At 69.8% G+C, this 20,480-nt stretch carries 21 protein-coding genes and 1 pseudogene; 9 read left to right on the top strand and 13 right to left on the bottom strand.

Features of this window, described 5'->3' with window-relative positions:
- Positions 1-10 precede the first annotated feature (10 nt).
- Positions 11-448, top strand: coding sequence for a universal stress protein (locus IEW07_RS16065; protein ID WP_188539072.1), 438 nt, complete (start codon positions 11-13; stop codon positions 446-448).
- A 35-nt stretch (positions 449-483) separates the two neighbouring features.
- Here IEW07_RS16065 and IEW07_RS16060 read toward each other — a convergent pair whose 3' ends face one another.
- Complete coding sequence (locus tag IEW07_RS16060) at positions 484-873, bottom strand: hypothetical protein (protein ID WP_188539070.1); 390 nt, start codon at positions 871-873, stop codon at positions 484-486.
- Positions 874-1,101: 228 nt separating this feature from the next.
- Between IEW07_RS16060 and IEW07_RS16055 the strand changes: the two genes are divergently transcribed.
- From IEW07_RS16055 to IEW07_RS16045, 3 genes are all read left to right on the top strand, one after another.
- Complete coding sequence (locus IEW07_RS16055; protein ID WP_188539069.1) at positions 1,102-2,712, top strand: CYTH and CHAD domain-containing protein; 1,611 nt, start codon at positions 1,102-1,104, stop codon at positions 2,710-2,712.
- 121 nt (positions 2,713-2,833) lie between these two features.
- The gene (ppk2, locus tag IEW07_RS16050; RefSeq protein WP_188539067.1) at positions 2,834-3,769 is read left to right on the top strand and encodes a polyphosphate kinase 2; all 936 of its coding nucleotides are present in this window, start codon (positions 2,834-2,836) and stop codon (positions 3,767-3,769) included.
- Positions 3,770-3,807: 38 nt separating this feature from the next.
- On the top strand, positions 3,808-4,011 hold the full coding sequence (locus tag IEW07_RS16045) for a hypothetical protein (protein WP_188539066.1): 204 nt from the start codon (positions 3,808-3,810) through the stop codon (positions 4,009-4,011).
- A gap of 178 nt (positions 4,012-4,189) precedes the next feature.
- Here the strand turns inward: IEW07_RS16045 and IEW07_RS16040 are convergent, their stop codons facing one another.
- Together IEW07_RS16040 and IEW07_RS16035 are read right to left on the bottom strand one after the other, a co-directional pair.
- On the bottom strand, positions 4,190-5,032 hold the full coding sequence (locus IEW07_RS16040) for a hypothetical protein (protein WP_188539064.1): 843 nt from the start codon (positions 5,030-5,032) through the stop codon (positions 4,190-4,192).
- A gap of 167 nt (positions 5,033-5,199) precedes the next feature.
- Positions 5,200-5,856, bottom strand: a complete 657-nt coding sequence (locus IEW07_RS16035) for a DedA family protein (RefSeq protein WP_188539062.1) — start codon at positions 5,854-5,856, stop codon at positions 5,200-5,202.
- A 244-nt stretch (positions 5,857-6,100) separates the two neighbouring features.
- Between IEW07_RS16035 and IEW07_RS16030 the strand changes: the two genes are divergently transcribed.
- Positions 6,101-7,420 carry an IS256 family transposase gene (locus IEW07_RS16030; RefSeq protein ID WP_229741911.1) on the top strand — a complete coding sequence of 440 codons (1,320 nt, stop codon included), beginning with the start codon at positions 6,101-6,103 and terminating at the stop codon, positions 7,418-7,420.
- A gap of 232 nt (positions 7,421-7,652) precedes the next feature.
- Here the strand turns inward: IEW07_RS16030 and IEW07_RS16025 are convergent, their stop codons facing one another.
- From IEW07_RS16025 to IEW07_RS16015, 3 genes are read right to left on the bottom strand one after another with little or no spacing between them, the layout of a single operon-like run.
- A complete protein-coding gene (locus IEW07_RS16025; RefSeq protein ID WP_229741910.1) occupies positions 7,653-8,900 on the bottom strand; it encodes an MFS transporter in 1,248 nt (415 codons plus the stop codon).
- Positions 8,897-9,421 (bottom strand): PaaI family thioesterase, encoded by a 525-nt coding sequence (locus tag IEW07_RS16020; protein WP_188539060.1) that lies wholly within the window; start codon positions 9,419-9,421, stop codon positions 8,897-8,899. The genes IEW07_RS16025 and IEW07_RS16020 overlap by 4 nt, the downstream gene beginning before the upstream one ends.
- A gap of 7 nt (positions 9,422-9,428) precedes the next feature.
- Positions 9,429-9,752, bottom strand: a complete 324-nt coding sequence (locus IEW07_RS16015; RefSeq protein ID WP_188539058.1) for an aldo/keto reductase — start codon at positions 9,750-9,752, stop codon at positions 9,429-9,431.
- A gap of 140 nt (positions 9,753-9,892) precedes the next feature.
- Between IEW07_RS16015 and IEW07_RS16010 the strand changes: the two genes are divergently transcribed.
- Positions 9,893-10,300, top strand: a complete 408-nt coding sequence (locus IEW07_RS16010; RefSeq protein WP_188539057.1) for a tautomerase family protein — start codon at positions 9,893-9,895, stop codon at positions 10,298-10,300.
- Positions 10,301-10,471: 171 nt separating this feature from the next.
- Positions 10,472-10,885 carry a winged helix-turn-helix transcriptional regulator gene (locus tag IEW07_RS16005; RefSeq protein ID WP_229741909.1) on the top strand — a complete coding sequence of 138 codons (414 nt, stop codon included), beginning with the start codon at positions 10,472-10,474 and terminating at the stop codon, positions 10,883-10,885.
- Between the two features lie 40 nt (positions 10,886-10,925).
- Here IEW07_RS16005 and IEW07_RS16000 read toward each other — a convergent pair whose 3' ends face one another.
- Entirely contained in the window at positions 10,926-11,126 is a 201-nt protein-coding gene (locus IEW07_RS16000) for a hypothetical protein (protein WP_188539053.1), read from the bottom strand.
- On the opposite strand from IEW07_RS16000, the gene IEW07_RS15995 reads away from it, so the two are divergent.
- On the top strand, positions 11,125-11,601 hold the full coding sequence (locus IEW07_RS15995; protein WP_188539051.1) for a MaoC family dehydratase: 477 nt from the start codon (positions 11,125-11,127) through the stop codon (positions 11,599-11,601). The genes IEW07_RS16000 and IEW07_RS15995 overlap by 2 nt on opposite strands.
- Positions 11,602-11,946: 345 nt before the next feature.
- Here the strand turns inward: IEW07_RS15995 and IEW07_RS15990 are convergent.
- Positions 11,947-12,288: pseudogene (locus IEW07_RS15990) on the bottom strand (helix-turn-helix domain-containing protein); the annotation flags it as partial.
- Positions 12,289-12,611: 323 nt separating this feature from the next.
- On the opposite strand from IEW07_RS15990, the gene IEW07_RS15985 reads away from it, so the two are divergent.
- Positions 12,612-15,107: a PEP/pyruvate-binding domain-containing protein gene (locus IEW07_RS15985; RefSeq protein ID WP_188539049.1), complete on the top strand. Its 2,496-nt coding sequence runs from the start codon at positions 12,612-12,614 to the stop codon at positions 15,105-15,107.
- A gap of 104 nt (positions 15,108-15,211) precedes the next feature.
- Here IEW07_RS15985 and IEW07_RS15980 read toward each other — a convergent pair whose 3' ends face one another.
- From IEW07_RS15980 to IEW07_RS15960, 5 genes are all read right to left on the bottom strand, one after another.
- A complete protein-coding gene (locus IEW07_RS15980; protein WP_188539047.1) occupies positions 15,212-15,769 on the bottom strand; it encodes a hypothetical protein in 558 nt (185 codons plus the stop codon).
- Positions 15,770-15,862: 93 nt separating this feature from the next.
- Positions 15,863-16,570: a potassium channel family protein gene (locus tag IEW07_RS15975; protein WP_188539045.1), complete on the bottom strand. Its 708-nt coding sequence runs from the start codon at positions 16,568-16,570 to the stop codon at positions 15,863-15,865.
- Between the two features lie 52 nt (positions 16,571-16,622).
- A complete protein-coding gene (locus IEW07_RS15970) occupies positions 16,623-18,086 on the bottom strand; it encodes a TrkH family potassium uptake protein (RefSeq protein ID WP_188539043.1) in 1,464 nt (487 codons plus the stop codon).
- Between the two features lie 84 nt (positions 18,087-18,170).
- Positions 18,171-18,854 carry a response regulator gene (locus IEW07_RS15965; RefSeq protein WP_229741908.1) on the bottom strand — a complete coding sequence of 228 codons (684 nt, stop codon included), beginning with the start codon at positions 18,852-18,854 and terminating at the stop codon, positions 18,171-18,173.
- Positions 18,851-20,470, bottom strand: coding sequence for a sensor histidine kinase (locus IEW07_RS15960; protein WP_188539041.1), 1,620 nt, complete (start codon positions 20,468-20,470; stop codon positions 18,851-18,853). Before IEW07_RS15960 ends, IEW07_RS15965 begins: the two co-directional genes overlap by 4 nt.
- Positions 20,471-20,480 lie beyond the last annotated feature (10 nt).

Raw genomic sequence — 20,480 nt, 5'->3', positions numbered from 1 at the left:
GGAGACCGGAGTGGATGGTGACGGTGGGCGCGTCGTCGTCAACGTCGACGGTTCCGAGCACTCCAAGGCGGCCCTGCGGGTCGCGGTCCGGCTCGGCCAGGCGCTGCAGGCGCCGGTGGAGGCCATCATGTGCTGGGAGGACCCGTTGCTCTATGAGGGCTCTTACGGCAACGACACCGTCATCGATCCCGAGGCTTTCCGGGCCAACGCCGGACAACGCTTGGAGGCGGTCTTGGGCGAGGTCTTCGGTGAGCGTCGCCCGGAGCACTTGAGCACCCAGCTGTTGCGGGGCCGGCCGGCGGATCTGCTCATTGCCGCCAGCACCGACGCCCAGATGCTCGTACTCGGCCCCCGCGGAGTCGGCGGGCTCCTGGGCCTGCTGCTGAGCTCGGTCACCCACGCCTGCCTGGCCCACGCCCGGTGCCCGGTACTGGTGGTCCGCCACTGAATCAGGCCGCTCACTCGATCTGCTCTGCTTACGGGTCAGGACCCGATCAGGGCCGCGGACAGCAAGGCCACCACCCCAGTGAACCCGAGCGCGACCGGCACCACGGGTGGGGCCACGGGGGGCACGGTCCGGCCCACCTCGGCCAGGTCGTCCAGGCGCCGTTTCTCCAGGACGTGGTCGATCTGGGCGAAGGCCCATTCCATGTCCGCCAGCTTCTGGGAGCTCCAGGCCGGCTGGGCCGCGCACCGGGTGTAGATCCGCTCGTAGCTCATCCGCACCTCCGCGCGCAGGCTCGCGTGGTAGGCCTGGATCCGGCGCAGCCGCACCGCCGTCCGCCACCGACGCAGCCGCTGGACCGCCCACCAGAACACCGCGATGGCCACTGCGGCTGCCCCGACCCCGCCCAGCATCGACGTTGCGGCCATGACCCTGCCCTTCGTCGGTGAAATGGCATGCACCCGAAGCATGCCAGGTCTCCACGCCATGGCCCCGGTGCCACCGGGGATCGTGCCCCAGCTGTGACGTGCACCGATGCCCCATCCAGGGCCCGTACACCCTGCCACCCACCCCGTGAGGTAGGTCACTTCAGGGGCGTATCATCGTCCCCACTCCGGCGGGCGCCACCGCCGCATCACAGCCTCCAGGAGGACGCCATGGCCGTGACCGCCCAGCGTGAGATCGAGCGCAAGTACGAGCTCCCCGACGGGGCGAAGGACCGGATCGACTGGAGCGTGCTGGAAGGTTACGCGGTGACCGACGCGGCGGTCGAGCACCGGTTGGAGGCCGTCTACTACGACACCGCCGAGATGGCCCTTCACCGCCACCACGTCGCCCTGCGCCGGCGCACGGGCGGGGCCGATGACGGGTGGCACGTGAAGCTGCGCGAAGCGAACGGACGCTACGAGGCCCAACTCCCCCTGCTGGAGGGATCACCGGAGCGGATGCCCGAAGTAGTGCGGCACCTGGTGGAAGGACTCACCGGCGGACAGCCGCTACACCCGATCGCCACCCTGGCCACGACCCGGCGGGTGCTGTCCGTGGCCGAGGACTCCGGGGCCCCGGTGGCCGAGATCGCCATCGACGACGTGGCCGCCGTGGACGAGCGCCACGGCACGCGGCGGTCGTGGTCGGAGTGGGAGGTGGAACTGGCCGACGGGACCGTGGCCGAGGACCACCAGCACCGGATCTTCACCGCCGTGGAACAGGCCCTGTTCGCCGCCGGGGGCACGCCGTCGACCTCGGCGGCGAAGATCGCCCGGGCTCTGGGCGCCGAGGACGATGTGCCCGTGCTCGCCGGTCCAACGGCGACGACCTCGGGCCAGAAGAACCAGAAGTCCGGCAAGAAGGGCGGGAAGAAGGCCACCGGGGCCGATGTGCTCTCCACGGCGCTGGGGCAGCTGGCCGAGCAGCTCGTGCTGTGGGACCTGAAGGTGCGCCTGGACGTGCCCGATGCGGTGCACCAGATGCGGGTGACCTCCCGGTCGATGCGCAGCCTCCTGAAGGCGGCCGCCCCGTTCTTCGACGGCGACACCGCCGCCGAGCTCGATGTGCGGTTGCGGGAGCTGGCCCGGTCGCTGTCCGGGGCCCGGGACGCCGAGGTCACCGCCGAACTGCTGCCGGTCCGGGTTGCCGCCCTCGATGGAAAGGCGAGCGAGACGGCCGCCCAGGTGCTGCAGCGCACCGCCGAGCAGCAGGCAGCCGAGGCCGTGACCGCCGTGCGCGGCCACCTGAGCAACCCCAAGCACTTGGTGCTGCTGGCCGACGTCCAGTCCTTCGCCGCCGGCCCGCCCGTGACCGACAAATGCCGGCGGACCTCGGCGCGCAAGGCCGCCGACAAGATGCTGCGCCGGGCCCTGCGCAAGGTCCAGCGGGTCGGGGACCGAGGGGTGGCAGCCGAGGACTCTGGCGCCGAGGCCGATCTGGCCCATCGGCTGGAGCACCTCCACCAGGTGCGCAAGGACGTCAAGCGGGTCCGCTACGTCGACGCGGTCCTGAAACGCTCCGGGTTCACCCCCGGGAAGACCGTGGCCCACGCGGCTGCTGATGCCAAGCAGTACCAGCAGGTCCTCGGCGAGATCATGGACGCCGGGGTGGTCGCCGGATGGCTGGGCCGCACCGCGGAGACCTTCAAGGGCACCGGCGAGGACCGCTACGCGGTGGGGGTGTTGCACGGGGCGGAGCTGGTTGCGGTGCGCACCGGGGTCCAGGACGGCCACGAGGTCGTAATCGAACTCCTGGCCCGGCTGCGCAACGATCTGTCCTGATCACCGACACGAATCCGGCCGTGGGCACGGCCCCGTGGGGGCGTGGTCATCGGCTTTCGACTGTGGCCGCCTACACTGACGCCCCAGAGAACCCTGGACGAACCCAGCAGGAGGATCACCGATGTCGCAGGCCAGGAGGTTGTGGGTGCCCGAGGACCAGTGGGCGGTGCGGGAGAACCTGCGGGAGTTCATCGACCAGCTCACCGAGCAGGGCTACACCGTCGGCAATCCGCAAGGCGAGGACGCGGAGCTGATCGACCCCGGCGGCTCGGCGGTTCAGACCTGGCGGGAGGACTACCCCTACGACGAACTGATGTCACGGGAGGCCTATGAGCTTCAGAAGTACCAGCTGCAGATCGAGCTGCTGAAGTTCCAGTACTGGGGCCAGGACCACGACCTAGCCCACGTGATCGTCTTCGAGGGCCGCGACGCCGCCGGCAAGGGCGGGACCATCCACCGCTTCACCGAGCACCTCAACCCCCGGGCGGCGCGGGTGGTGGCGCTGACCCGGCCCTCGGACCGGGAGGCCGGCCAGTGGTACTTCCAGCGCTACATCGCCCACCTGCCCACGAACGGGGAGATCGTGATGTTCGACCGCTCCTGGTACAACCGGGCGGTGGTCGAACGCGTCATGGGTTTCTGCACCGACGCGCAGTACCTCACGTTCATGGAGCAGGCCCCGGTGTTCGAGAAGATGCTGGTGGACTCGGGGATCCACCTGACCAAGTTCTGGTTCTCGGTCACCCAGCAGGAGCAGCGGACCCGGTTCGCGATCCGGCAGATCGACCCGGTGCGCCGGTGGAAGCTCTCCCCCAACGATCTGGCCTCCCTGGACCGGTGGGAGGACTACACGGAGGCGAAGGAGGAGATGTTCCTGCGCACCGACACCGACCACGCCCCGTGGACCACCATCCGGTCCAACGACAAGAAACGCGCCCGGCTCAACGCCATGCGGGCCTTCCTGGACCAGTTCGACTACGACGACAAGGACCCCGAGGTGGTCTATCCGCCCGACCCGCTGATCGTGGCCCGGGGCCGGGACGCCGTCGGGGACTGAACGCGACCAGAGGCCGGGGTGCGGGAAGGGGATAAGCCGTGACCGAGGAGTACGTGCCCATCGAGAACCTGGAGTGGCTGCGGGTCGGGGATGTGATCGAGGCCCACCGCGACGGGGTTCTCCACCACCGGGGCACCGTGGAAGAAACCGACGCGCGAACCGGGGCGGTGTGGATCCGCGAGACCAGCACCGGTCAGCCCAAGATGCTCATCCTGGGAGACTTCGACCTGCGCTGCCGCTGACCCACTCCCACCGATGAGCGCCGGAACCGGTCCAACAACAGAGAGCGAATACCCTCGCGGTCGGCCATTTCAGCAATGAGCCGATCCCCCAGCACCTGATGCTGCGGGGCGCAGGCCGGGGCACCCGGTGACAGTTCCCGCACCGAGTGACGGAACGATCCGTGGGCCCGTGGGTGGCTCAGTCCACCGCGGGGATGTGGCGCCGGAGCCAGGCCAGCACCCACTGCTGGAGGTCCTCGGCGGCCCGGTCCGGGGCGCTCACCAGCAGCACCTCCCGGTCCTCACGGACCGCGGAGTCCACGCCGGACTGGGCGGCGAGTTCGGCGACCATCCGGTCCACTGCCCGGGAGTGCTCGTGGGCGATGTCCTCGCGCAGACCGACGTCAAAGACCCCGTCGTCATCGTCGGAGTCCACCTCCACGAGCGGTTCCGGTGCCGCGAGGGCGTCCTCGTGCTCGCTGCGGAGCATGGTGATGACCGCCTGGGCGTAGGAGTGCAGCCGGGCGTCGTTGTGCGGGTCCACCCCGTGCCGCAGCCGGTTGGCGACGACGCCGACCAGGCCCGGCGGGAAGTACTCCATCTCGGTGAGCGGGCTGGTGAGCACCGGGTGGTTCTGCAGGTGGTAGCCCACTTTCCACACGGCTTGCGGGGCGGCGGTGGTGATGACCTGCCCGAGGTAGGAGACCAGCCCGTCCAGCAGGGAGACGATGCGTACCGGGGTGGCCGGGTCCAGGCCCGGGGAGCAGCGGGCCCACGAGGGCCACTCCGGAGCCGGTGCTGCTGGCGCTGCTGGTGCGGCGGGTGAGCGCTGTGCCTCCGCCTCCAGGATCCGGGTGCCGGCCCACCGCCACAGCGGGGTCAGGGAAGCAGGGGTGCCGTCGAGCATCGCGTTCGGGTCGAGTCCGTCGGCGGCGAGCTCGGTGCGCAACCGCTGCAGTGCCGCGGGGCGTTCGGTGAGGAACTCCTCCAGCGCGGCGGCGGCCTGCCGCTTGCTCATCGTCCGGTAGTCGGTGTCCTTCACGGGGCGCACTCTACGCGGGCCCCGACCGGATGCCATGGATGGACGCCCTGGATTGAGCAGGGCGCCAGGACCGAGGCACTGGTGGTGAGCACAGCGGAGACGGACAATCATCGGGACGCCCGGGGCCGCAGCGGCCCTGGCCAGCCTGACCCCCGGTATGCGGGCGCTTACCGCTCGTCCGATCTGGGGTCCCCGGTTGTGGCCACCGGCTCGGGGTCGACGGTGGCGGCACCGCGGGTGCATACGGCCCGGATCCCCACCACGGCGACCATCAGCACCACGGTGGCGACCCCGACCAGAGGCAGATGTGCCAGCACCTGCTCGGCCCGGGTCAGGGAATCACCCAGCAGGTAGCCGATGAGCACCACGGTCGGGGCCCAGGTGAGCGCCCCGGCGCAGTTGGCGGCGAAGAATCTCCGTCGGGGCATCCCGATCATCCCGGCCACAGTGGGCACCAGGGCCCGGACCACGGTGATCCACCGGGCGGCGAAGACCGCGGTGGCCCCGCGGCGCTCCAGCAGCTCCAGGGCCCTCTCCCACCTCCGGGCACCGATGAGCCGCCCCACCGCGCTCTCGCGCAGCCGGGGACCGAAACACCGGCCGATGAAATATCCCACCTGGTCCCCGGCAAAGGCCGCGGCCACGGCCACCGGCAGGAGCACCGCCATCGACAGGTTGCCGGTTCCGGCCAGCAGCCCGGCCAGCAGCAGAACGGTCTCCCCGGGCAGGAACAGCCCCGCCAACACCGCCGACTCCAGAAAGACCAGCACGGCGGTCACCGCATACACCGGCCACCCGCCCAGATCGAACAAGGCCTCCACCACGGCATCCACCTCGAGGTGCCACCCCTCTGTCCCACAGGACAATCGGCCCCGCACCACCAGGCGTCGCGCCGGGGACGTGCACCACGACGACGGCTGATGGTTCGGGGCTCGTGAACACTCCGGTCACCCCCAGCCTGTCACGCCAGCACCGGGAACCTGGGGCAGGCAGGGGTCCGTGCTGCAGGGACTATCGCAGTAACGGTGTAAGAGGCCCAATCGCCCCGAGTGGGGCTGGAGGGTCGACATGAGCGAGAACATCGAGACACTGGTGGACGTGAGCCCACCGAAGCCCGGTGACGAGCCGGAAGAGAGTCCGCAGCTGAGCGCGGCCGAGCAGGACACCGTCCGGGAGCTGGTCCGCACCGCACGGGCCAGCGGGGCTGCGCTGACCGGCCCGGGTGGATTGCTGAAGCAGCTGACCAAGATGGTCGTCGAGGCGGCCCTGGACGAGGAGATGAATGAGCACCTCGGCTACGAGCACGGCGAGCCCGAGGGCCGCAACCGGGGCAACTCGCGCAACGGGAAACGGGCCAAGACGGTGATCACCGACAATGCCGGCCCCGTCGAGATCCAGGTGCCCCGGGACCGTGAGAGCACCTTCGACCCGGTCATCGTGGGCAAACGCCAGCGACGCCTGACAGACCTGGACCAGGTGGTGCTCTCCCTGTCGGCCAAGGGCCTGACCACCGGGGAGATCAGCGCGCATCTGGGCGAGGTCTACGGCGCCGAGGTCTCCAAGGACACCGTCACCCGCATCACCGACCGCGTCGTGGACGAGATGCAGGCATGGTGGGCCCGTCCGCTGGAGGACGTGTACGCGGCGATCTTCATCGACGCGATCATGGTCAAGGTCCGTGACGGGCAGGTCCGCAACCGGCCGGTGTACGCGGCGATCGGGGTGGACCTGGCCGGGCACAAGGACATCCTGGGCATGTGGGCCGGGGACGGCGACGGGGAGAGCGCGAAGTTCTGGTACGCGGTGCTCACCGACCTGAAGTCCCGCGGGGTGCGCGATGTGTTCTTCGTGGTCTGCGACGGGCTCAAGGGCCTGCCCGACTCCGTGAACGCGGTGTTCCCGGCCGCGATCGTGCAAACCTGCATCATCCACCTCATCCGCGGCACCTTCCGCTACGCCTCGCGGAAGTACTGGGACGAGCTCGCCAAGGACCTCAAGCCGATCTACCAAGCCCCCACGGCAGATGCTGCCGCCGAGGCGCTGGACGCCCTGGAGGAGAAGTGGGGCGCCCGGTACCCCGCGATCATCCGCTTGTGGCGCGCGGCGTGGACGGAGTTCGTGCCCTTCCTGGACTACGACCTCGAGATCCGCCGGGTCATCTGCTCCACCAACGCCATCGAGTCCCTCAACGCCCGGTTCCGCCGGGCGGTGCGGGCCCGGGGCCACTTCCCCAACGAGCAGTCCGCGATGAAGACGCTGTACCTCGTCGTGCGATCCCTGGACCCGAAGGGCACCGGGCAGACACGATGGGCCATGCGGTGGAAGCCGGCCCTGAACGCTTTCGCCATCACCTTCGCCAACCGGATGCCAGCGGCGGAGAACCACTAACCATAGAAACGCCTCTTACACCGTTGAAGCGACAGTCCCGCACCCGATCCCAGCGCGCAGAACGCTCTCACGAGAACTTCTATTGATCACTTCGAGGAGCTTGCCTTAGGCGTCAGGTAGTTCCCCGAACACCTCTCGAGCCACGTGTAGAACCGCTTGCAGGGCCTCGGATTCGTTGTCGCGGACAGGAGATTGCCCCGGTGCGCTGCTCGGGTGAGTCTGAACCGGCCCGTTATGATGAAGCTGGTTCTGTGTGCGCGGTGGTGCTTCGGTCCGCGAGCAGCAGCGCCGCCACCGTTGCGGACAGCAGGGTCAGGGCGATCGCAGCGACCTTCACCGCGGCGCCGAGGGAGGTCGTCGTGGCCAGTGCCCCGACGCCGATGGCGGTGGCGGCTTGCAGCGTGTAGGCGATGAGGTAGAGGAAGGAGAGGGTCGCGCCGCGGTGATGTTCAGGCGCGAGTCGGGTGATGAGTCCGAGGCCGCCGGTGAACGCCAGCGCGTAGGCGATGCCGCCGATGACGCACCATGCCAGGAACAGCGGGAGGGATTGGAACGCGCTGGCAGCGGCCATGAGGGCGAGGCTGACGAGGGTGAGTCCGGCACCGGCCCAGATAAGGGTGCGAGGGGATATGCGGGCGAGGAAGAGTCCCGTGATCCCGATAAACGCGGAGGAGGTGGCGAGGAGAGTACCGACGATGGCGGTGTTGTCGGTGTGGGTGAACTGGTCGATCATATGCGCGCCGAGAGAGAGGAAGATCGCCCCGACGCTGTAGGCCAGGGCGACCGACAGGGTCGCGATGACGAACCCGATGCGGATCCCCGAGGGCACGAACGGGGCCTGGGGCCGCCACCGGGTTCTCACTGAGGGCCGGTCCTCGGGCGTGAGCAACAGGGTGGTGATGGAGGCGCCGGCGAGGGCGAGGAGGACGATGTAGCTCCACAGCAGCGGTAGGGGCAGGTACTCGGCGAAGAGGCCGCTGAGGAGCAGGGCGATGGTGAGGCCGGTGGAAGTCGCGACCGTGGCCATGGTGCTGGCGAACCGAGGACCGCGGCTGGTGTTGTTCTCGATCATAGATGCCGTGGCCGCGCCCATCGCGAGTCCGGCCCCGGCTCCCTGTAGCACGCGCCCGGCGTAGAGGTAGGCGACGTGAGGTGCGAAGGCGATCACGAGCGCGGAGGCGCCGATGAGTGCGATGCCCGTGATCATGATGCGGCGGCGGCCGAACTGGTCGGACAGGTTCCCGAACAGCGGCAGCACCACGATCAGCGCGAGCTGATACGTCGCGAACACGGTAGTTACCACGACCGGGGTGAGATCCCACTGCTCGGCGTAGATCGGGTAGAGAACGCTCGGGGCACCCGAGGACCACAGCGCGAGGGCGAGGACGAATGCGGCCGCCCAGAACGCTCCCCGCCCGCCGAGCCGGCGGGGAAGCTCCGTCGCAATGCTGTGTGCGCCAGTGGACTCCTGCCGGGTCACGGTGCGGGGTCCGGACGGATGATCAGGCAGGTGCTGGACGCGGTCGCGAGGATACGGCCGTCGTTGTCACGGATGTCGGCGTCGGCGAACGCGACGCTGCGACCGTTGCGAGTGACCCACCCGTGGGCGGTGACGGGGCCGGTGTCGGCGGTGATCGGGCGCAGGAACGACACCTTGATCTCCAGGCTGGTGTAGCCGACCCCGGCCGGGAGGGTGGAGTGCACGGCGCACCCGCAGACGGAGTCCAGGATGGTGGCGAAGAACCCGCCGTGCACAGATCCGATCGGGTTGTAGTGCGACTCGTCCGGTACCGCCGTCATCACCACATCCCCCTCGGTCACCGTGACGAACTCGAGTCCGATGTGACTGCTGATCGGCGGTGCCGGCGCTTCGCCTGCGGCGACGGCGCGCAGCTGCTCGAGCCCGGACTTGGCGAACAGGGCCTGTTTGTCCTTCCCGGGCACCTGGTAGTGGATGGTGCGCGACCGCTCCTCTGCGGGTCCGTGCTCGCGGGTCGTCATGATCGCCTCACGCCACCGGGACCACGGGCGCGTCGAACGACTCGGTCAGCCCGCCCCGCAGGCGATTCAGGGCCTTCGCGTTCGCCTGGTGCGGGATGCCCAATTCGATCCGGCTGACCTCGTCGAACCGGTCGTACTGCTCGGACTGGCCGGCCTGGTAGGTGTCGGCGGTGTCGATGCAGTTCCCGCCTGCTTCCCCGAAGCGGTCGAAAATCGCCTTCGCCTCCTCTCGCTCCGTGCCGGCACTCCACCCAGTGCCGAAGTTCCCCGTTCCCAGGGCGTACTCGGAGACCCGCAGCCCGGTGCGACGTCCGAACGTGGTGCAACGCATGCCTGTGTTCCTGTCTGTCATGAGCGGACACCGCCTGAAGTCGTGGCCCTTCGGACCCTACCGATGCTAGGTTGGTTATAGCAATCTAGCTAGGGTCGAGGCGCACCGAGGAACGCGCGGACGCGAAGGAGTGGTGCTGGATGCCTGTGTTCCAGGTGCACGTGCCGGCGGGCAGGTTCTCGTCCGAGCAGAAGCGCGCCCTCGGCAAGGCTCTGCCGGAGGCGCTGCACGAGGCGCTCGGCATCCCCGCGGAGGATCAGTTCGTCACGATCACCGGTCACGGACCGGACGAGCTGTTCCTGGACCCGCAGTACATGGGGATGGAGCGCCGCGGCGACGCGGTGATCATCACGGTGCCGTTCACCGCGGAGCGCCCCCTGTCGGACAAACGCGCCCTGATCCGTGCCCTTTGCAGCAAGGTCACCGCGGTGCTCGGGATCGGCAGGGACGACGTGTTCGTCGCACTGATACCGGTGCCGAAGGAGAACTTCTCCTTCGGCCGGGGCGAGCTGCAGCTCGCCCCCGACTCCGACCAGACACCCTCCTGATCCTGCACTCACGGATACGGTGACCCGCGCGCCGATCCGAGTCCACGCCTTCGACGACCAGGCACACCAGGCACACCAGGCACACCAGGGAGGATGGCAGGTATGCCCCGACAGTCACCGACCCTTGCGCGTGCCCTCGAAAATCCGTGCGCCATCATCCGGAGTCTGGGAGTGCTCAGCGACTCCTGGAGCTTCCTGATCGTCCGGGAGGCGTTCCTTGGCGCAGGCACGTTTGCGCAGTTCCGTGACCAGCTCGGCATCGCCTCGGACGTCCTCAGCACCCGGCTATCAGCGCTGGTCGAGCACGGCGTGCTGCAGAAGAGCCCGTACCGGGAGCCCGGCCAGCGCACCCGCGACGCGTATCAGCTCACCCCGGCGGGTGAGGAGCTGAAGGTCGTCATGGTCGCCATGCAGCAGTGGGGCGAAGCGCATGTCCCCCAGATGCAGGGCCCTCGCGTGCTGCCCCTCACCGTCGAAACAGGCGAACGCGTCCGCGCCGCTCTGGTAGATCCGCCCGGCCGGATCGTCCCCGACACGGACGTGGCCTTCATCCGCACGGACGCCGCCGAAGCCGCGCCCCTGTGAGTCCGCCCCGACGGCCTGCCGCTCCGGGGGCGTCGTCGCGTCAGTGCGGGAGGATGGCCCCGATCTGGGTGCGGATGCTCGCGAGGAGTTCCGGGATGGTTGATCCCGCGTTCACGCTGGCCGCCAGGTCCGGGAACAGGATGGCCGAGATCACCCGAGCCAGCGTCGACGCCTCAGCGGCGGCAGGGACCACAACAGGAACCAAGTATTGCCCGATCGACAACCACGAAAGGTAACCCATGGAATCGCTGTGGCTAGAAGACCTGAACGTCGGAGACCGCTTCCGCACCGAGGAGTACGAGATCACCCGGGAGGAGATCCTCGCCTTCGCCGGCCAGTACGACCCGCAGCCCTTCCACCTCGACGAGACGGCCGCGACCGACACGTTCTTCCAGGGCCTGGCCGCCAGCGGCTGGCACACCGCCGCTATCACCATGCGCCTGATCGTCACCAGCGGACTACCCTTCGCCACCGGCATCATCGGCGCTGGAGTGGAATTGACCTGGCCCACCCCCACCAGGCCGGGCGACATCGTGCACGCGGAGATCACCGTCACCGAAATCAAGGTCTCCCGCTCCCAGCCCGACCGCGGCTTCATCACAGTCGCCTACGACACCCTTACCCGCAGCGGACAGGTGCGCCAACGCACCACCGCCACCCTGCTGATGTTCACGCGCACCTCCCCCACAGGCCCTGCGGAGGTGCCACAGCGCTGAACCCCGCTGACGCAGAGGAGCTCGAGCGCAACCAGGCCATGGCCGGCCCCGGCCGTGCAAGCGTCGAGGCTACCTATACCGAGCCCGGGCAACTCGGGCCGTACACGGACTTCGAAATCGGGATGCTGAACGGGAAGATGAGCCCGCTGCGGTGGGTGCTGGGTAGCGAGTGGGACTTCCTCGACACCTGATCCGCCGTACGTAAGCCGGACCTCCAGCGATACCGGATGCGCCCATGCGGAGCTCGCGCAACCATACGTGGTTGCCATGCCCATTTGCCCCGTGCGATGAAAAGCCCGCTCAGGCACGCTATGTGCATCACGATGCCCACAGGCACCGACGGCCTCAAATGGTCGTCGTCTGCGGGAGCTCCCGGATCCGCCGGTAGAGGGTGGCCCTGGACATCCCCAGGTCCCGGGCGACCTGGGTGGCCGGCTCCCCGGACTCGATCAGCCGCAGGGCGTTGCGGATCTGGGAGTCGGTGAAGGTCTGGCGCCGTCCACCGAGGTCCTTGCCGGCGGCCCGGCGCTTGGCCACCGAGTCAGTGATCCGTTCCCGTTTGATCTCCAACTCCATCTGGGCCAGGGCAGCCATGACAGTGAAGACCATCGATCCCATCGGCGTGTACGTGTCCACGTCTTCCCCACCCAGGTTCAACACCCGCAGGCCCGTACTCCGGTGGTGCAGTATCAGGACAGCTGCCGGTTCTGCTACGTCCGCGGCCCAGAGGGGGTCATCGTTGCGTTGGCCGAGCAGCTCAGCTGACGGCCCGGCCCGGTGGACCTGGGACCCACCAGAACGAACCGCGTGGATGCACTGAGCACGCCAACGGAGCCCGGTCTTGTCTTCTACCAGTACCGCTACGCAGAGCCTTTGATGCCTCAGGGCACAGGGAGGTTGACCTGCCAACGGTCGGACTGGATCATCGGCTACGAACGGGGTACTGGACGCCCCAGGGCACTGCCCCTTCCTCGCCTCCCGTCAGCCCCGGGCCAGCAGAGAGACATCCCATGGACCTGATCGACCTCGCCCACATCACCGCGGACATGACCGGGCTCGTCGGGGGCAAGGCCGCCGGCCTCGGGGCCCTCATTGCTTCGGACGAGCGGGTGCCGGACGGGTTCTGCCTGACCACCGAGGCCTACCGCGCCGGCGCCATCCCCGAACGGGCAGTCCTGGCGGCCTACGAACACCTCGGCGGCGGCCCCGTCGCCGTCCGTTCCAGTGCTACGGCCGAGGACCTGCCGGACGCCAGCTTCGCCGGCCAGCAGGACACCGTCCTCAACGTGGAGGGCGAGGACGCTCTGCTCGAGGCGATCCGGCAGTGCTGGGACTCTCTGGGCAGTGAGCGCGCCCTCGCCTACCGGGCCGTGCAGGGACTGGAGACCGAGGACCTGGCGATGGCCGTGATCGTGCAACGCATGATCGCCCCGACGGCCGCCGGGGTGATGTTCACAGCGAACCCGGTGACCGGTACCCGCACAGAGACCGTCATCGATGCGGTGCCGGGGCTGGGCACCGGTGTGGTGGAGGGCACCATGGACACCGACCACTACGTCCTGCCCGGGCACGGCCCGCTCCCCGAGCCACAGGAGCACGGCTGCCTCTCCCCCCACCGGCTGCGCGAGCTCCAGCAGGCCGGGCAGCGGGTGCAGCGCACCCTCGGCAGTCCGCAGGACATCGAGTTCGCCTACGATGCGCAGGGCACGCTGTGGCTGCTGCAGTCCCGGGCCATCACCACTCTCTTCCCGCTCCCGCCCGGGACCGACCCGGGGCAGGAGGACCCCCGTATTTACATGGAGGTCGGCCACATGCAGGGCCTGCGGGGTCCGGTCACCCCCATGGGCGTGTCCGTGCTGCGGGAGACGACCCGCCGCTGGTTGCAGACCATCGGCGTCGACGACGCCGTGGTGGACAAGTTCCTCCTCGACATCGGCGGCCGGCTGTTCATCGACCTCACCGGCTTCCTTCGCAGCCCGCGCCTGCACTCCCGCGTCCCGGAGATGGTGCAGGTCTACGGTCCGGCCGTGGCGCGGGGCGTGCGGCACGTCCTGGACGACCCCCGCTACGCGCCCCGTGCCGCTGGTGCCGGGCAGCGCGCGTTCGCCGCCGGTGCGACGGCGCGGCTGCTGCTGGCCGTCGTGCCTGCTTCGCTGCTCGGGGCGCTGCGGGCCCTGGCGCGGCCCGCCGCCGCCCGCGAACGCGCCTTCCACGAACTCGAGCAGGTCCGCCGGCAGCCCCTGACCGAACCGGCGGACACGGCTAGCCGGATCCGTGGTGCCGCCGGCCTGCAGGATGCGACGATGACCGGGCCGATGATGCGCTGCCTGCCGCCGCTGTGGGCAGCGCTCATCGCTGAGGGGGTGGCCGGCTGGCTGCTGGGAGGCATCCTGCAGCCCGGCGAGCTGAACGCGACCCTGCGCGGCATGCCCCACAACGTCACCACCCAGATGGACCTGAAGCTCTGGTCCGTAGCTGAGGCCGCCGGTGCTCACCGCGAGCTGTTGGCCAGCACCGACCCGGACGAGCTCGCCGGGCGCTTCTCGCGCGGGGAGCTGCCCGAGTTCGGGCTGACGGCCTTCCTGGAGGAGTACGGGATCCGCGGCAGCGCCGAGATCGACGTCGGCTCCCCCCGGTGGGCCGACGACTCCACCCCCGTGTTCGCCGCCCTGACCGGGTACCTGCAGGTGACCGACCCAGACCAGGCTCCGCCCGCCCGGTTCGCCCGCGCCGCCGTCGAAGCTGAGACCGCTCTGGCAGAGCTCATCGAGCGTGCGAAGCGCACCCGGCCGCTGCGGGCCCGCCTCGCCGGCTCCATGCTGCGCCGGGCCCGGGAGCTGGCTGGACTGCGTGAGTTGCCCAAGTTCCTCTGGCTCATCCCCCTGGCCGAGGTGCGCAGGCAGCTGCTCACCGCAGGAGCCGACCTCGCCGAGCGCGGCCTGCTGGAGCAGTCGGAGGACATCATGTTCCTGACCCTGGAGGAGGCCCTCGACGCCTCGCACGGGGTGGACCTGCGCGCGGTGGTGACCGAGCGGCGCCGGGTACACAACCGCGAGGCCCGACGGCGGCAGGTCCCGGGCCTGCTGCTGTCCGACGGCACGAACCCCCAGGCCCTGCCCGACGACACCGCGGCCGAGTACGGGCCCGACGTGCTGGTCGGCCAGCCGGCAGCCACCGGGATCGCAACCGGGCCGGTACGGATCGTCCACCAACCCTCCGAGGCGAGGCTGCAGCCCGGAGACATCCTCGTCGCCCCGACCACTGACCCGGGCTGGACCCCGCTGTTCCTGACCCTCGGGGGACTCATCACCGAGACCGGCTCCACGATCGCCCACGGCCCGACAGTGGCCCGCGAGTACGGCATCCCGGCCGTCATCTGCGTGTCCGAGGCCACCACCCGCCTGACCGAGGGCCAGGTGGTCACCATCGACGGCGCCACAGGGCTGATCCGGATCCACGCCACGGAAGAGCCACCAGGCACCGACAATCAGAGCGGCCACGCGTAGAGCGGCAGGGGCGTTACAACTTCTCGGAACTTGCGGTGTTGCAACGCCCCCTAGAACCCGCAGGTGTGAGTTGATACCGGGTGATTGAGAGGCAGATGCGCCGGCTACATCGAAGCGCCGCGGTGACCGGTTTCGTACAGGCCCAGATAGATCCACCCCCGCGCCGCCCCGATAAGGGACAGTGCGGTGAGGACAGCCCAGCCGATAAGGATCCACGACCACGGCAGGGAAGGCCACAGCACGATCCCCAGCCCTGTGGCCACCCCGGCGGTCAACAGCAGGACGGTGATTTCCAGGTGGTCGCAGGAGCGGGCCGCGGCCCCGATGCGCACCGAGGGGGACTCCGGCAACCGCCCGGTACGTACAGCCTGTCGTCGGGCGGCGTGGACGTCCTTGCGCTGGGAGAATCGGCGCACCTCCGGGCGCCGGGCCCGGGTGAGCATGAGCACTAGCCACGCCAGGACGAAGGCGCCCACCCATCCCGGCACGACCCATGGGCGTCCGGCCCCGGTCCCCGCCCACCAGGCGGCGAACAGTGCGGCCACCACGAAGAAGCCGTCGGCCGGCGCTGTCGCCCGCAGGAGACGTCGTCGGGAGGGGATGGGCCGGTCGGGATGGGACAGCACCACTCCGCCGCGTTCACTGCGGGTTCTGTTGTCCATAGGTCTCACTCCCCGGTGTTCGGGATGGTCTCAACGAAGCACGAGGCCTCGGTTTTGGGCCCTGCGGTCCCGATGGGCCGCCGGGGAGGGTGGTCAGGAGAGGTTGCTGAAGGCCTCGGCCTTGTCGGTGGGGCCGGTGACCAGGACTTGGTCGTCCTCGTAGAGCACGGTGGACAGCTCGGTCGGGACCCAGCCCTCACCGGGTCGGCGCACGGCCACGATAGAGACCCCGTACCGGGTGTGCAGTCCGAGGGTGTCCAGGGGCCGCTGCTGGACCTGTTCGGGGACCGCACAGCGGACCATGGCGAAGCCTTCGTCGATCTGGGCGAAGTCCAGGACCCGGCCACGGATCAGGTGGGCGGACCGGACGCCCATGTCGTGCTCGGGACGGATGACGTGGTGGACCCCGAGCTGGTCGAGGATCTCGGCGTGGGGTTCGGTGATGGCCTTGGCCCAGATCTCGGGCCGGTCGAACTTCAGCAGCCGGGAGGCGACCAGGATGGAGGCCTGGATGTCGGTGCCGATCCCGACGACGACCTTGTCGAACTCGTCCACCCCGAGCTGTCGGAGTGCCTCCTCCCGGGTCGCGTCGGCCCGGGCCACGGTGGTGAGCTGGCCGTTGAGCTCCTGGACGGTGTTCTCGCTGTCGTCGATGCCCAGAACCTCCGCGCCGTTGCGCATCAGTTCCAGGGCCAGCGCCGAGCCGAAGCGGCCCAGCCCGATCACCGCCACCGCATCGGGGTTGGTGTGGCGGCGTTCTTTGGGTCGCTCAGCGGGGGCGGGGCGGCGGGTGGAGAACATTTTGGAATCCTTACGGGAAGTAGGTGCAGGGGCGGGCCCGATGAGGGGCAGGTCAGCCGATCAGGGGGCGTTCCTTGGGCAGCTCGTAGAGCACCGGCCGGGAGCGGGCGGCGATGGCGGTGGCCACCGTGGTGGGTCCGAGCCGGCCCAGGAACATGAGGACGATCAGCACATATTGGGCCGGGGCCGAGAGGGTGGGGGTGATGCCGGTGGACAGTCCCACGGTGGCGAAGGCGGAGACGGCTTCGAACAGCACCCGGTCCAGGCCCAGGTCCTGGTGCAGGAGCATCAGCACCATGGTGGCGGAGAGAACGGCCCCGATGGCCAGGACCACCAGGGTGATGGCCTGGCGGTGGACGGAGCGGGACAGGCGTTTACCCAGCACGTTCACCGCGGTCCCGCCGTTGATCTCGGTGTAGGCGATGAAGCCCAGCACGGCGAAGGTGGTGACTTTCAGACCGCCGGCGGTGCCGGCGGGTCCGCCGCCGATGAGCATGAGGATGTCCAGCCCGAGCCAGGAGACCGGGTTCATGGCGGCGATGTCGATGCTGTTGAACCCGGCGGTGCGGGCGACGGTGGACTGGAAGAACCCGGCCAGCAGCTTCTCCCGCGCCGCCAGGGGGCCCAGGGTGGACGGGTTGGTCCACTCGATGACACAGAGGAACACCGTGCCCAGGACCAGCAGCACCGGGGTGGCCAGCAGCACGATGCGGGTGTTCATCGACCATTTCCGCGGGATCCGCCATTCCCGGCGCAGCTCGTAGAGCACGGGGAACCCGAGTCCGCCCAGGATGACGGCGGCGGCAATCGGCAGGATGATCCACGGGTCGCCGACGAAGTCCATCAGGGACAGGGTGTAGAGGGCGAACCCGGCGTTGTTGAACGCTGAGACGGAGTGGAACACCGCGTGCCAGGCGGCCTGACCGGCCGGGTAGCCGTAGCCGGTGACGAAGCGCAGGAACAGGGCCACCGCCACGGCCGCCTCGATGGCCAGGGAGGTGGCCAGGATGCGCAGCAGGACCCGGCGCATGTTGCCGTAGCTGGTGTTCTTGGTCTCGGCCGAGGTCAGGATCCGGGCGGCGAGCCCGAACTTCCGCGCCAGCAGGACGCCCAGCATGGTGGTGAAGGACATCACCCCGAACCCGCCGACCTGGATCAGGCCCAGGATCACCACTTGGCCGAACGGGGTCCAGAAGGTGGGGGTGTCCACCACGACCAGCCCGGTCACGCACAGGGCGGAGGTGGCCGTGAACAGGGCTTGGAGGAAGCTCGCCCCGCCCTCCCCGACTTTCGCCATGGGCAACATCAGCAGGGCGGTGCCGATCAGCAGGGCCGCCCCGAAGGCTCCGACGATGATCTGGGCGATCCGGGCCGGGCTCGTCTGCTGCGGATCGGTGGTATGCCGGGGCCTCGAAGCCGGAGGGGGCTTGGGGGTGTACTGGCGCGGGGAGCGGTGCCCGGACGTCCTGGTCAGGCGCCGGACCCGGGCCCGGTACAGAGCCTCTTCTAACGGCATGGGGGGCAGCTTTCGGTCGTTGCGGGGTCTACGGGGCCTCGGGCTTCGTGGAGGCGGATCATCCAGGGGAACATCGCAGCAGCCTCAGGGGGTGAACCGGTAGCCCATGCCCAGCTCCGTGAGGAAGTAGCGGGGATGGGAGGGGTCGGGCTCGAGCTTGGATCGGAGCTGGGAGATGTAGACCCGCAGATAATTGGCTTCCTCGCCGTACTCGGGGCCCCACACGGTGGTGAGCAGCTCGGTGCGCCCGATCAGGCGGTGGGTGTTGCGGGCCAGCACCTCGAGCAGGCGCCATTCGAGCTTGGTCAGCCGCACCGGGGTGCCCTCGACCGTCACCGACTTGCTCGCCAGGTCGATGCTCACCCGGCCGTCGGAGGTGGTGACCACCGCCTGGACCGGGTCGGGCTGGGCCCGGCGCAGCGCGGCGCGCAGGCGGGCCAGCAGCTCGTCCATGGCGAAGGGTTTGGCCACGTAGTCGTCGGCCCCGCGGTCCAGGGCGTCGACCTTGCTGTGGGACTCGCCCCGGGCGGAGACCACCATGATCGGCACCTGGGACCACCCGCGGATGCCCTCGATGACCTGGCGGCCCTCCATGTCGGGCAGGCCCAGGTCCAGGAGGATCACGTCGGGGTGCTCGTGGGCGGCGATCTCCAGGGCCGCCCGGCCGGTGGCGGCGTGGTGGGTGCGGTAGCCGCGGGCCTTGAGGTTGACCAGCAGGGCCCGGGCGATGTGGGGGTCGTCCTCGACGACGAGCACACTGGCGTTCACCGGCCCACCTGCTCGCTCTTGTCGGTGGCCGCCGGCACGCTGGGGGCGGTGGCCGCCCGCAGGGTCAGCACCATGGTCAGCCCGCCCCCGGGGGTGTCCTCGGCGTGGACCTGCCCGCCGACGCCTTCGGCGAGCCCGCGGGCGACGGCTAGGCCCAGGCCGATCCCGGTGGTGTTGTCCCGGTCGCCCAGGCGCTGGAAGGGCTGGAAGATCCTCTCCCGCTCGGCGGCGGGGACTCCGGGGCCGTGGTCGATGACACGCACCTGCACCGTCTCCTCCACCGTGCAGGCCTGGAGGGTCACGGGCGTGCCGGCGGCGTGCTTGAGGGCGTTCTCCAGGAGGTTGGCGATGATCCGCACGAGCAAGCCATGGTCGCCCAGGACGGGGGGTGTGTCCGGGGGGACCTCGAGCGTGATCCGGGCGGGCTCGTCGGGATCGAACACGCCGCGCAGGGCACTGACCACCAGGTCCTCCACCTCCAGGGGCACCCGGTGGACGACCAGGTTCCCGGACTGGATGCGGCTCATGTCCAGCAGGTCCTCGATCCGCTCGGTGAGCTGGTCGGCGGACTCCTCGATGGTGGCCAGCAGCTCGGCGGTGTCCTGCTCGCTGAGCACGACGTCCTGCATCCGCAGGCTGGAGACGGAGGCCTTGATCCCGGCCAGGGGGGTGCGCAGGTCGTGGGAGACCGCCGCCAGCAGGGCGGTGCGCATGGCGTTGCCGGCCGCCAGCTCCCGGGCCTGCAACCGCGCCTCGTCCAGGGCGTGCTGCTGCAGCACGGCGCCGATCCGCCCGGCGAAGGCCTCCAGGATGCCCCGTTCGGGGGCCTCTGCGGAGATGCCGTCGACCAGCAGGAGGTGGCGGTCGTCGACGGTCACGGTGGTGCCCCAGGCGGCGGGGTCCGTGGCCGGGCGCCCCGAGGCCAGCAGGACGGTCCGCTCGTCCGGGGCCGTGGGCCCGGCGGGCCGTGCGGCCAGGGCGACGCCGGTGAGGGCGTAGCTGCTCCGCAGCCGGTCCAGCAGGGCCTGCACGCTCAGGCCCTCGCTGATCACTCCGCCGGCCAGGTCGAACAGCACCGCCGCCTGGTGGCGGGCCGCACGGGCCTCGGCGGTGCGGCGGGCCTCGATGTCGACCACCCGGGCCACCCCGGCGGCCACCAGCAGGAACAGCACCAGCGCCCAGATGTTCAGCGGCTCGTGGATGATCCACTGCCCGGTGGGCGGGGTGAAGAACCAGTTGATGAGCATCGTGCCCAGCACGGCCGCGGCCACCGCCGGCCACCACCCGCCCACGATCGCCACGAACACGACCAGGGTCAGGTGGCACAGGAAGTTCAGGGTCAGGTTCTCCGGGCCGGTTCCCGCCCTCAGGAACACCTCCGTCAGCGCCACCGAGCCGCCCATTGCCAGCAGCCAGCCGGCCAACCGGCGCGAGGCGCTCAGCGGCGCGGCGCGGCGTGCCCGGGAGCGTTCACCGGCGAAGGCCGGGGGAACCGGTTGCCCGTGGTTCTCAGAGCCGTCGAAGACCACGGTGTCCTCCGGCTCCGGAGCGCCACGGCGCCGCCCGGAGCGAGCAGGAAAAGAGCCGATCGAGTGCTTCTCGCTACGTGGATCCACAGGGATCTCG

Source organism: Kocuria dechangensis (assembly GCF_014636775.1).
GTDB lineage: Bacteria > Actinomycetota > Actinomycetes > Actinomycetales > Micrococcaceae > Kocuria > Kocuria dechangensis.
This window is presented reverse-complemented; position numbering and strand designations above follow the sequence as displayed.